This window comes from Paenibacillus sp. GYB004, assembly GCF_036577605.1.
Classification (GTDB): Bacteria; Bacillota; Bacilli; order Paenibacillales; family NBRC-103111; genus Paenibacillus_AB; species Paenibacillus_AB oceani.
The window spans coordinates 1-12,039 of sequence record NZ_JARBDB010000057.1; the positions used below are offsets into that span (position 1 = coordinate 1).

Annotated in this window: 8 protein-coding genes and 1 other annotated feature; of the genes, 4 read left to right on the forward strand and 4 right to left on the reverse strand. The window is 55.7% G+C overall.

The genetic code is table 11. The annotated features are described in order from the left end of the window. The first annotated feature begins 173 nt into the window (after positions 1–173). Positions 174–1,730 carry an ABC-F family ATP-binding cassette domain-containing protein gene (locus PV433_RS23405; protein WP_332074451.1) on the forward strand — a complete coding sequence of 519 codons (1,557 nt, stop codon included), beginning with the start codon at positions 174–176 and terminating at the stop codon, positions 1,728–1,730. A gap of 230 nt (positions 1,731–1,960) precedes the next feature. Next, on the forward strand, positions 1,961–3,472 hold the full coding sequence (locus PV433_RS23410) for a GGDEF domain-containing protein (RefSeq protein ID WP_332074452.1): 1,512 nt from the start codon (positions 1,961–1,963) through the stop codon (positions 3,470–3,472). A 67-nt stretch (positions 3,473–3,539) separates the two neighbouring features. Here the strand turns inward: PV433_RS23410 and PV433_RS23415 are convergent, their stop codons facing one another. From PV433_RS23415 to PV433_RS23430, 4 genes are all read right to left on the reverse strand, one after another. Then, positions 3,540–4,403, reverse strand: a complete 864-nt coding sequence (locus PV433_RS23415; protein ID WP_332074453.1) for a tetratricopeptide repeat protein — start codon at positions 4,401–4,403, stop codon at positions 3,540–3,542. Between the two features lie 39 nt (positions 4,404–4,442). Continuing rightward, positions 4,443–4,640 (reverse strand): hypothetical protein, encoded by a 198-nt coding sequence (locus PV433_RS23420; protein WP_332074454.1) that lies wholly within the window; start codon positions 4,638–4,640, stop codon positions 4,443–4,445. 49 nt (positions 4,641–4,689) lie between these two features. After that, positions 4,690–6,351 carry a glutamate--tRNA ligase gene (locus PV433_RS23425; protein ID WP_332074455.1) on the reverse strand — a complete coding sequence of 554 codons (1,662 nt, stop codon included), beginning with the start codon at positions 6,349–6,351 and terminating at the stop codon, positions 4,690–4,692. 54 nt (positions 6,352–6,405) lie between these two features. Continuing rightward, positions 6,406–6,665: a binding site (T-box leader), on the reverse strand. A 347-nt stretch (positions 6,666–7,012) separates the two neighbouring features. Next, the gene (locus tag PV433_RS23430; protein ID WP_332074456.1) at positions 7,013–8,086 is read right to left on the reverse strand and encodes a sialidase family protein; all 1,074 of its coding nucleotides are present in this window, start codon (positions 8,084–8,086) and stop codon (positions 7,013–7,015) included. A 773-nt stretch (positions 8,087–8,859) separates the two neighbouring features. Between PV433_RS23430 and PV433_RS23435 the strand changes: the two genes are divergently transcribed. Next, a complete protein-coding gene (locus PV433_RS23435) occupies positions 8,860–10,161 on the forward strand; it encodes an ABC transporter substrate-binding protein (RefSeq protein WP_332074457.1) in 1,302 nt (433 codons plus the stop codon). Positions 10,162–10,202: 41 nt separating this feature from the next. Further along, entirely contained in the window at positions 10,203–11,978 is a 1,776-nt protein-coding gene (locus PV433_RS23440; RefSeq protein ID WP_332074458.1) for a hypothetical protein, read from the forward strand. The last annotated feature ends 61 nt before the right edge of the window (positions 11,979–12,039 follow it).

Here is a 12,039-nt window from a genome sequence, read left to right on the forward strand (position 1 = left end):
TATTTGCCACGATGAATGACCCTGCGTAAGAGGTAGCTTTTCTTGCGAGCAGAAAGTGTCAGCTTCGCTGAAAACATAAGACTTTCTTACTCTAAAAGAAAAGCTTATAATCGATGTATTTGCCACGATGAATGACCCGCCATCCCCTACTACTCTAATGAAAAAGGTGCACAATGAGTATACTGACCGTCAAAAATTTAAGCCACGGCTTCGGCGACCGCGCCATCTTCCGCGACGTGTCGTTCCGGCTGCTCAAGGGCGAACATATCGGATTGATCGGCGCTAACGGCGAAGGCAAATCGACATTCATGAATATTATTACCGGGAATCTGCAGCCGGATCAAGGCAAGGTCGAATGGGCCAAGCGGGTCCGCGTCGGTTACTTGGACCAGCACTCCGTGCTTCAAAAAGGGCTCACCATCCGGGATGTGCTCAAGACGGCCTTCGCCTACTTGTTCGAGATGGAAGCGGAAATGAACGGCATGTACGAAAAGATGGGCGAAGCGACACCTGAGGAGCTCGAGAAGATGCTTGAGGATGTCGGCACGATCCAGGACGCGCTCACCAATCACGATTTTTATATGATCGACGCGAAGGTCGAAGAGATTGCCCGCGGCCTCGGTCTGGAGGATATCGGTCTGGAGAAAGACGTTCACGACCTCAGCGGCGGGCAACGGACCAAAGTGCTGCTCGCGAAGCTGTTGCTCGAAAAGCCGGACATCTTGCTGCTCGACGAGCCTACGAACTATTTGGACGAGCAGCATATCGAATGGTTAAAGCGGTATTTGCAAGAATACGAGAACGCCTTTATTCTAATCTCTCACGACATTCCGTTCCTGAACAGCGTCATTAACCTGATCTACCATATGGAAAATCAGGAGCTCAGCCGTTACGTCGGCGATTACTACGTCTTCCAGCAGCAGCACGAAGCGAAGCAATTGCAGTTGGAGTCGGCCTACAAAAAGCAGCAGCAGGAGATCGCCGATCTGAAAGACTTCGTAGCCCGCAACAAAGCCCGGGTATCGACCCGCAACATGGCGATGTCGCGCCAGAAGAAGCTGGACAAGATGGACGTCATCGAGCTCGCCAAGGAGAAGCCGAAGCCGGAATTCCGCTTCAAGGACGCCAGAGCGTCCGGCAAACTGGTCGTCGAGACGAAAGGTCTAGTCATCGGCTATGACGAACCGTTGTCACGGCCGCTGGATCTGCGCGTGGAACGCGGCCAGAAGATCGCCCTCGTCGGCTCGAACGGCATCGGGAAAACGACGCTGCTGCGCAGCATTCTCGGCGAGATCCAGCCGCTTGGCGGATCGGTGGAGCTAGGAGAGCATCTGTATATCGGCTACTTCGAGCAGGAGATGAAGGGATCGGGCAGCACGACCTGCATCGACGAAGTATGGAACGAATTTCCTTCACTCTCGCAATTCGAAGTCCGCGCGGCGCTCGCCAAATGCGGTCTGACGACGAAACATATCGAGAGCCGGATCGACGTGCTGAGCGGCGGCGAGAAAGCTAAAGTCCGCCTATGCAAGCTGATCAACAAAGAAACGAACCTGCTCGTGCTCGACGAGCCGACGAACCATCTCGATGTCGATGCCAAGGATGAGTTGAAGCGCGCGCTGCAAGCTTACAAAGGAACCATCCTGCTGATCTCTCACGAACCGGAATTTTACCGCGACGTCGCGACCGAGGTTTGGAACTGCGAATCATGGACGACGAAGCTGCTGTAACGAATAAGCGTCCCGGACCGCCTCGATGGCGGCTCGGAACGCTTTTTTTCGCTCTACAGGCAGAACCGCTGAACGATGCAATCCAGGAAGTCAACCCTAATTCGAGCGCAGTAATTTTCGGGCAGTTTCCCCGAATTTCAGCATCCGGGCGTAGAGGTAATTGTGAACTCATGTGGAATATATATCCTTATTCGACGCGCGACATCTGGGCTTGTGACGGAGGTATTTCTGTGAATTCTCGGTTTAGGATGAAATTGACGATTGCAATGATCATTTTCGCGATGGCGCTGTCCGTCGCGATCGCCCTGATGGATCATTATCGTCTGAAAGAACAAGCCCGTCTGGGCAAGGCGGAGCAAGTCCGGAAAAGCGAGCAAACCGTCAAGTACGCACTGGAATCGATGGAGAAAGCGTATTATGTGCTCGGCGAGAATATAGCCGCCAAGATGCGGGACAGCACCGTTTATTTGCTGAACAAATATGAGAACGCTCCGACTGTAAGCGACTGGGATCTGGAAGCGCTGAAGAAAGAGCTTTCCTACGACATCCACATCATCGATGAGAATGATGTAATCGCCTACAGCAGCCTGCGGGACGAAGTCGGGCTGGACTTTAAAGCTTGCTGCGGCAAGCTGGCCGCCATTTTGAAGGAGCGGCGGAGCACTGGGGAATTTTATCATGACGGAATCGATATCGAGCAAAACACCGGCATTTTGAAAAAATACAGTTACATGGCGTCACCCGACAAAAAGGTTATATTTCAGCTCGGCTACACGCTGCAGGACAGTATGATCTACCAGCATTTCAACTTCTTCCAGGCGATCGACGAGCTCGTAGCCCAGGACGACTCTTTTTACGAGATCAATGTGCTGAATATGGGCGGCCACGCTTTGGGCGAGCTGGCCGACGCAAGCAAGCTGTCTGGCCCGCGAAGGGATGCGTTCGAGAAAACGTTCACAACCGGACAAACGGGCGAATTTCGCGGCGACTGGTACGGGCTGCCGGCGATCTACCGCTATGTGAACTACGACTCCAAGTACGACAGCGGTTCCACGCAGACGAAAGTGCTCGAAATCATATACAACGACAAAGACTTGCAAGCTTTCCTGCAGGAAAACCGGAGGACGTTCATCGTTCAACTGATCGCAGTCCTGTTCGTAACAGTCGTTCTGGCCCTCATTATCTCCAAATGGGTGGCCAGGCCGATGCATCTCGCCTTTCACGACAGCTTGACCGGCCTGCACAACCGCGCGGCTTTCGAGGAGCTGCTGGTATCGATGCTGGCGGATAACAGAGATACGCTCGCCCTGCTTATGATCGACCTGGATAATTTCAAATCGGTTAACGACGATCACGGTCACGATACCGGCGATCTGCTGCTGAAGCGGGTCGCCCACAGCATCCGCTCCGTCCTTCGCAAAGGAGATGCCGCCGTGCGGCTCGGCGGCGACGAGTTCGTCATCCTCATGCCTTCGGCTAGCAAGGAGGAAGCGGAACATGCGGCGGTGCAGCTGATTGAAGCGGTTCGGGGACCGATCAAGCGGCACTCGCAGCTTGAGAAGGCGAGCATCTCGGTCAGTATCGGGATATCGCTGGCCCCCCATGACGGCATCGACGTCGAGACGTTATGCAAGCGGGCCGATACGGCGCTTTACGTATCGAAGGAGCTCGGCAAAAATCGGTACAGCTTCTACTCCTGGCAGGCGGCCGACCGCCGTCAGAACGCGGCAAGGCCGCTATAGAAAGGCTCGCCCCCCATGCAGGGTGGTGCGTTCCAGGTTCCATAGCGGCCATCCGTCTGCGGCGCTCTTATCGGTCGTCGTCCCGGTCAGGTTCCGCCCCTGACTCCGACTCCGGCTCTACCTCTTGCTCCAGCTGTTGCGCCAAATTTTCGATCTGCTCCTTCGTTACCGTCGTAATCAGCGCGAGCTCCTTATGCTTCGCATAGCCGATCTGCTCGGCGGCCTCCTCAAGACGTCCCAGCTCCTGGAGCGTCAGCGCATAATAGTAGTACGACTCCGCATGCTTCGGAGACTTATCCACCGCTTTCGCGTACATCTCGGCCGCTTCCTCGAACCGGCCGAGCAAATAATACGTTTGCGCCAAATTATCGAGGATCGTCACATCGCCGTCGTTGTACTCGTACGCCTCCCGGTTGAAGCGGAGCGCATCGTCCAGCTCGCCGCGCAGCAGCTTGAAATAACCCAAATTTCCGTATACCGTCGTGTTTTTATAGTTTTCGTACACAGTCGCCAGCAGGTTGTGCGCTTCGTCCCGCTTGCCCTGCAGCCAGTACACGGTCGCCAGGTTCACTTGAGCCTGCAGCCGGATCTCGTTCGAAAGCTGGCCGGACAACACCTCGTTTAACACCTGCTCCGCTTGCTCCGTCTCTCCCGCCTTCGCCAGCAGGAAGCCGTAGCCGGCGATATGCTGGGGATGGAACGGCTTGGTCTGGTACGCTTTCTCCAGCTTGGCGAGCGCCGTCTTCATATCGCCCTTCATATACGCTACATTGCCCTGCTGCGCATAGATCGCGGAACGGCTCTTGTAGATCCAGAACGCGAGCAGCAGCACGAGCACCCCGATCCCCGCACCGATGTGATACTTAAACGCGGCGAAAATGACGACCGCAACGAGGGCCAGCTTGATCAACCCTTGTACAATTGGCGGCATTGTATACTCTCCCCTTCTCCTCTTCATGTCTTGCAAAATCTATCTGCACAGCAGCTGCTGCGTCACAATATCCGAGAACAGCTCCATTCCCGCCGTCTGCACTGCATAGATGACGTCCGCTAACGCCGCGCTTTGCGGAGGTAATGGACGAATCGGCTTCGAGCAGCATACCCGCAATCCGTTAGTAAAATCATACCACATGTGCCTCAAGACAGCGAAAAAGCAAATCGGCGGCATTGGCGGGAGGAGGTCCTCCGATCCACAGGAAAACCATTCCCGGCCCGTCTTAGCCCTGCACAAACCGGCTCAGTCTGCCGCGCACCCGCTCCTCTCCCATCACGTTCATCACATCGTACAGATCCGGGGCGTTCAGCCTGCCCGACAAGGCCGATCGCAGGACAGCGGCGACATCTCCGACACTCCCTTTGTAAGCTTCCGGATGTTTCTTATACGCTTTCGTATCTTGGGCGAAGCCAAATGCCTCGGCGATCTCCTTCACCTTGCCGAACCAGGCGTTCCGGTCGTCCCGCGGATCGTAACGGTTCAGAAACTCCCCTGCGATTCCTTTCGCGGTCATATCATCGACCGACGGCGGCAGCGGGTATCCGCCGGACGTTGCGCCTTCAAACCAGCCGTCGTGGAAAAACGCGACAGAGCTTCTTACGTCTCCCCACTTGGCCATATCTTTGCGCGGCTTCTCCAGCGTTCTTCCGATGCGGAAGATGTTCAGCGCGTAATCCTTATTCTCGCCCAGCCAGCCGTACAGTTCCGGGTCGTACACTTCCGCCCAACCCGACGTCTCTGCGTAGACGGACTCCGCACTTAATTTCGCGATCGCATCCTTGCTAATATCGTTCAGCTTATCCATGTCGAACAAAGCGCCGCTGGCGTTCATTTTGTTCGTATCGATCGCAAACCGGGTGTACGGCTCCGCCGGGTGGTCCATCCGCCACTGCTCGTAGTGTGAATTGATCAGCGTCATGAAATATTCATTAATCGCCAGACTCGGATATCCTTGGCTCCGGTAATAATTAGCCGTAGCGTCCCGGTCTTTGCGCTTGCTGAACTTCCGCTTCGACGTTCCGTCCATCTTCATGATCGGCGCGATATGGCCGTATTCCGGCCGCGGGAATCCCAGCACCTCGAACAGCTGCAGATGAATCGGCACCGAGGACAACCATTCATCTCCGCGGAAAACGTGGGTCGTCCCCATCAGCCGGTCATCAATCGCATGGGCGAAATGATACGTCGGGATACCGTCCGATTTCAGCAGAACGATATCGTGATCGTTCTCGGGCATCTCGATCGGGCCTTTGACCAGATCCATGTAGCTGACCCGGTTCGCGGGCGATCCCGGCGATTTCAGCCGGATCACATACGGCTTGCCCGCCGCCAGCTCCTCCTTCGCCTGCTCCGGAGTCAGGAAGCGGTGAACGGCCCATTCGCCGTAATAACCGGGCGTCACTTTCTGCTCCTGCTGCTTGTCGCGGATCGTCTGAAGCTCCTCCTCCGTGCAGAAGCAAGGGTACGCGAGTCCTTGCCGGACCAGCTGCTTCACCCATACGTGGTACAGCGGCACTCTCGAGCTTTGGCGGTACGGGCCGTACGCGCCGATCTCCTCGCCGGAGGCGGCAGGCCCTTCATCGATCGCGATACCGAACGCGGCCAACGACTCGATCATATCGGCCATGCTGCCCTCGACCTCGCGCTTCTTGTCCGTATCTTCGATCCGCAAGTAAAAGACGCCGCCACTGCTTCGCGCCAGCCGCTCCGAGATCATCGTGGCGTACAGCCCCCCGATCGTCAGAAAACCGGTCGGGCTCGGGGCGAACCTCGTCACTTTCGCGCCCTGCGGCAAACTTCTCGGCGGATATAACGCAAGCACATCCTCGGGAGTTCGGGTAACGTTCGGAAACAACAAATCGGCGAGCTCGTTTAAAGTCGTCATCCAGGTTCATCCTTTCGCGATAGTTGAAATGAAAAACAAAAAAGCCCTCATCCTCATAAGGACGAAAGGCTTTGGCTTCCGCGGTACCACCTAATTTGGCCGTAAAACGACCCGCTTAAAGTACGGCTGCCCTGCTGCATCGCTGCATGGCGCCGACATCGATTCTGTAACGGGAACTCCCGCCGGACGTACTCCGCTTGCTTTCGGCCCGGTACTCGGAGGCTTCTTTCATCAATTCCGGATGCCTACGTCTCACCCCAGTAGGCTCTCTGCGATCCGGTCGGCTGATTACTGTTCCTCTTCATCGCGTCTCTTCGTATAGAGGTTATTCAAAAAGTCCACTTTGATCACGAAGCCGATCAGGAAGCGTACTCGACATCGAATATGGAATTCAGTCGGAACTTCCGGTGCTCACAAAAGCTCCCACTACTTTCCGCTCCTCATTTCCTTGCTTCATCCCATCTTCTCGGTGCTGAAAACCGGACTTTTTGAACTCGCACATATAAGGCTGGTTCGGGTTGCAATTTCATTATCGTACAAAATATCATATCCCCGTATCTCCCGTCAAGGGAGTGCCTCATCCAAGTAATCGTTTCTTTTGTGCTGATCGTTTTGTCCGTTCACTCTCCGGTTACGTTTATAACCGCTCATGCCGCGGCGTTCAAGCTTTATTGACAATCTGCCTCAGTGCCGCCCCTTCCGAAGGGATCTCCCCTCTTCTGATGTCCTCTTCCGTAAACACCGCCATTAGAATTTCTTTCTCATTGCTGCGATCACGATCGTAGATCAGGTAGATTCGTCCGTCTTCGGCCTGTACGCCGTCCGGATAACTGACGCGATTCCGTTCGTCAAGCAGCAGGTTGCCGGTCCAGCTCCGGCCGTCGTCATCGGAGAGCATCGCCGTCAGATGGCTGCGTTTATTCCCCGATTCGTAATGGTTGACGAGCAGCAGGCTGCCGGAGCGCAACCGGCGAATAAAAAACCGGGAGTCGGGTCCGCTGAGCGCGGAAGGTTCCCCCGGCGTCCAGGTGCGCCCCCGGTCGCGGGATTCCGACTGTCCGATGCCGTACAACGTACGAACAAGCATCCACAAGCTACCGTCGCCTCGTTCCACGATCATATGCTCGTCGAAGCCGCGGGTCGGAATATCCGCGAAGCCGAGCTTGTGGAACGTCGCGCCCTGATCGGTCGAACGGTGTACGTTGGAGAACCGTTCTTCGGGCATATGGTTCAGGTCGGAGCTCTTGCAAGCCCATACTGCGATCGGCATCAGCCATTCGCCGCTCGCGAGTACGGTCGGCTTGTTCATCATAATACCATCCGCGATGCGCCGAGGCTCGCTCCATATCGCCTCTTCGTCGCCGCTGTTGTCGCAGGTCGCCGCGAATACGCCGCAGCGCCCGTCGTACCAGCCGTAGCTTTGCGCCCAGAACAGCCACAGCCGCCCCGACGGGTCGTGCCATAAACAAGGGTCGTATGCCCTCACCTGTCCCGGCGGATCAACTACATAGCGGATATCCGTCCAAGTCCGGCCTCCGTCCCCGCTCGTGACAAGCGCGACATAATTGTCTGGCCCTTCCTCAACCCCTCCGCTGTAAAAGGTCGACCACAACCTTCCGTTGCCGGCGCATTCGATGCCGGGGATGCCCTGCCAGCTGCGGGTCTTGTAACGGTCGTCCGTAACCGGCATTACAGCTTGTGCCACCAATGCCAAGTCTTTCTCTTCCATTGTCATCTTCCATCCTCCAATCTCCGATTAAGCGCTTACTTGCCACGCGGCGAACGGCTTATTTCCGCTGCTCTGCGGCTATTTTTTGTTCGTGATTTTCTTCCGCGGTTCGAAGTGCCGTGATTAGGTCGGTTTTTGCATGGATGACATCGCGGAACGCAGCTTCTACTTCCTATGCAGTGATCAAATCGTATTTGGAGACGGATTTCGGGGAAGGCGCAATATCGTTGGCCATAAACGCTCCTACGTTTTTACCTTTCAAATAGTTGCGGTCCGCTCCGAATTGCTTCTTGATGTTCGCGTATTTTAGAACCGGAGGTTCTCCTCAAGCTGCAGCTGTAATTCGTCCGACAGGAAACGCCGTTATCGAACCAAGTCAACCGTTTTGCGGGTTCATACGTTTCATCGATCGTCATGCCGTCTTATCGGATAGGGTACCGCGAATTTGTAGAAGATGTCTTTGCTGTAGTAGATCGACGTATTGGAATCGTGATCGGCAAACCGTATATTGTATCTTTCTCGAAATAAACCTTCAATCCTTCCATCGCCACCGGATCAATTTGGTTTACGTCGAATTTCCTGCTTTTGATCAGCGGCGAAGTATCCTTCAGCAGCCCGAGTTTCTCCAAATCAAAGGTGAACTTGGTGCCGGAGTTGGGGGGCTTTTCCCTCACCCATTCATAATGTACTCGTAATCCTGTTGACAGTCCCGGAATTGGCGATGTAGAATGAAATGGGAATTACATTTACACTACAAAAACCAAAAAGGAGGTTTTCACATGAACGGCAGCACAATCGTGTGCGTATCGTTATTGGCCGGCATGACTGCTCTAGCTGCCGCCGGCTGCGGGAGTAAACCGGCGGAACCGGCGCCGGACGTCTCCGGCAAGGTGGAGCCTGTGGCGCTGAAATTATTTCTGGCGTCCAAATCGAGCATGCCGCTTGAAGAATTAAAGGCCAACTATGAGGAACCGATCAAACGGAAATACCCGCACTTTTCCTTGGAAATCATTAATAACGACAAGGGTATCGACCAGTTTATGGCTACCAATACGAAGGTGGATCTGATACTCGGCTCGTATAACGTACTCAGCAGCATGAAGCAATACGAGCTGTTCGGCGATATGGCAGACCTGGTCGCTTCGGCCAAGTACGACCTGAACCGGTTCGAGAAATCGTATCTGGACGCAATTACCGGGATGAGCGACGGCAAATTGTCAGCGCTTCCATTTTACGATTTGCGCCTCGCCCTATATTACAACAAAGACATCTTCGACCGGTTCGGGGTCTCCTATCCGAAGGACGGCATGACCTGGGAGGAACTGCTCGACACGGCCAAACGGCTTACCCGCGAAGACGGAGGCGTGATGTACCGGGGCTTGGCCGGCGCTCCCTCCAACCTCATTGCGGTCAACCAGTTCTCGCTCGGCTTCGTCGATCCGAAAACAAACGCGGCGGCACTGCAGAAGGATCAGTGGAAAACGTTTCTCGACGTGCTCGTTCCCTTCTATACGTTGCCAGGCTACAACCCGACCAAGAAACAACTCGCCGTGAACGATCAATCGAACTTGTTTTACAACGAAAAAACGGCGGCCATGCATATCGCGTTTAACAACGGAGCTTCTCTGGCGAACAAAAGCGGTCTGAACTGGGATCTGGTCAGCTTGCCGGAGATGAAAGGGCTTAAAAATATCGGCTCCCAGCCTTATCCGGTATACGTGGGCCTGTCCGCCACAAGCGAGCACCGCAAGGAGGCGTTTCAGGCGATTACCCAGCTCGTGTCTGACGAGATTTTGAAAGAACGGAGTGCCGATCAAGCTTTCCTCGCGCCTGTGACGAGCGCCGAGATCAAAGGAGCCTACGGACAAAACGTAAGCGACTGGAAAGGCAAAAACTTCAAGGGCGTCGTCAACCAGCAAACGGCCGCTCCGATGCCGTACAGCCCTTATAATATAACGGGTCAGGCGGAAATGACGAATGCGATGCTGTCGGTTATCGTCGGCGAGAAAGACGCCAATTCGGCGCTGCGCGATGCGGAGGAGCAAACGAACAAAAAAATTCAGGCGGCGGCCGGCAAGTAATCGAACCCACCCTTAACTCTCTAAAAAGGCGGTGCTGGAAAATGAACAGAGAAGCGATCAGCCGGAGACAAATGCTTGCCAGACTCGGGATCGGAGCGGTCGGCGCGACCTTTGCCACAGCCGGAATCGTATCCGGGGCGCCATTCGGCGAAGGTTCCGTCCAGAACCAGGTGTACGGCGGCGGCAGCGATGGGAACAGCAAGGGGAGCGGCAGAGGGAATGGACACGGAAATGGTAATGCGAATGGACACGAAAATGGCAACGCGGCGTGTGATACGCCAATATGCTCCCTGTCGAGTATGCTCGACCTGGTCGGACTGGAAGGCGGCACGGACGGCGAGTGCGTGCAACTGATCGGTTACAGACCCGGCCATACGATAGGCGGCGGCCCTTTTTACTGGGATGCCGCTCGTCCGAGAGCCGATCATAACGGCGGGGCCGTCATTAGTCCAACTGTTCCCCTGCTGCCGGATTTCTCCAATCTGTCCGGGTTTCTGAACGGTATCGGCGAAACCGCTCCTTCCGGAACGGGATGCTGGGTACGGCCCGTGAAAGCGGAAATCCCCCTGGAGGAGTTCGGAATCGATCCGACCGGCCAGACCGATTCGTATGATGTCATTATGCAAGCGGCCGCCTACGCTCTCTCGTTCAACCAAAACCCGACCGGCCAATCGTACCAGACGAACGTAGGCGCCACGCTCCTGTTTCCCCGGGGCAGCATCCGGCTCGACCGGGAAGTCGTGCTGTCCGGCTGGGGCATCCACCTTCGGGGCCACCGCCTGATGACGCGGATTTGCAACGGGGGCTCTTTTACCGGCGAGGCGTACTTCCGCTTCTACAATCCGGCTACTTACCTAAGCGACGTGTCCTGCTGCGATATGGCCTTCGACGGGCGGGGACTTGCGGTCAAAGGGGTCGTCTTCCAGCGGTGCCGGAATCCGGTAATCGCGAGCGGTCTGAGCGGCCAGTATATGGGCGCGGCGCTGGTCAAGACTCTCCAGTGCGACATGTGGCTGATCGACGACGTTTTCTTCATCCCGCTTGCGCCGGGATCGTCCGCCAACGGTATCGAGATCATCAGCGGCAACGAAGGCGTCTTGTCGCGGGCGAAGCTGTTCGGCTGGAACCATACGGCGGGCACCGAGAAAACGAACGGTTCCGCCGTCTATATCGAGAACAACGAGGAAGTGAAGCTGTTTGCTGTGGAGATCGCCTTCTTCGGCCGGTACGGGCTGGAGGCCCGGGGATGCTTTGCACTCAAAAGCTACGACTTGCAAGCGGAAAGCTGCGGCCTGGGTGGTGTGATCCTGACTGCTTCCGGGACAAAGCGCTCGATTTACTGCACCTTCTCGGGAACGAACCTGGACGGGGTCGGCGACCAGAAAAAGCTGTGGATCGACGATGCGCTCGGCTGCCGGGTTCTCGATCATACCGCAGGACCGATCGAGCTTACAACGAAATCGGAAAAGTGCGTGGTCGACATATCGGCGGGAGGACGCGGCGGCGGCGTAACGAATACCGGGACGAATAACGTCGTCATCTCCGACTTTTTCGGACAGTTTAAAGTTAGCGGAGGCGTTCGAATACCGGGAGCGACGGGAAAAGTGACTGCCGAAGGAACGTTGGCGCTGGAAGCGGCAACCTCGATCGTTCCGAAAAAACATATGACGTTCCAATCCGACTGGACGACGCTAGATGCAGGCGGACTGCGGCTTGGCACCTATCGGTTGTGGGTGGACAGCTCGGGACGGCTGCGTATGAAAAACGGCGACCCGACCGGCGATACGGACGGCGAGTTGGTGGCCGCGCAGAGCTAATCCGGACAACGGACAGTTTCAACAAAAACCGTTCAACCTGGATGACGGCAGTTGCTCGACT

What these genes read in the sequence shown, in the direction of transcription:
- PV433_RS23430 (WP_332074456.1), bottom strand. Translation starts at nt 8,086, where the DNA reads ATGACAATGGAAGAGAAAGACTTGGCATTGGTGGCACAAGCTGTAATG.
- PV433_RS23405 (WP_332074451.1), top strand. Translation starts at nt 174, where the DNA reads ATGAGTATACTGACCGTCAAAAATTTAAGCCACGGCTTCGGCGACCGC.
- PV433_RS23440 (WP_332074458.1), top strand. Translation starts at nt 10,203, where the DNA reads ATGAACAGAGAAGCGATCAGCCGGAGACAAATGCTTGCCAGACTCGGG.
- PV433_RS23435 (WP_332074457.1), top strand. Translation starts at nt 8,860, where the DNA reads ATGAACGGCAGCACAATCGTGTGCGTATCGTTATTGGCCGGCATGACT.
- PV433_RS23425 (WP_332074455.1), bottom strand. Translation starts at nt 6,351, where the DNA reads ATGACGACTTTAAACGAGCTCGCCGATTTGTTGTTTCCGAACGTTACC.
- PV433_RS23415 (WP_332074453.1), bottom strand. Translation starts at nt 4,403, where the DNA reads ATGCCGCCAATTGTACAAGGGTTGATCAAGCTGGCCCTCGTTGCGGTC.
- PV433_RS23420 (WP_332074454.1), bottom strand. Translation starts at nt 4,640, where the DNA reads ATGCCGCCGATTTGCTTTTTCGCTGTCTTGAGGCACATGTGGTATGAT.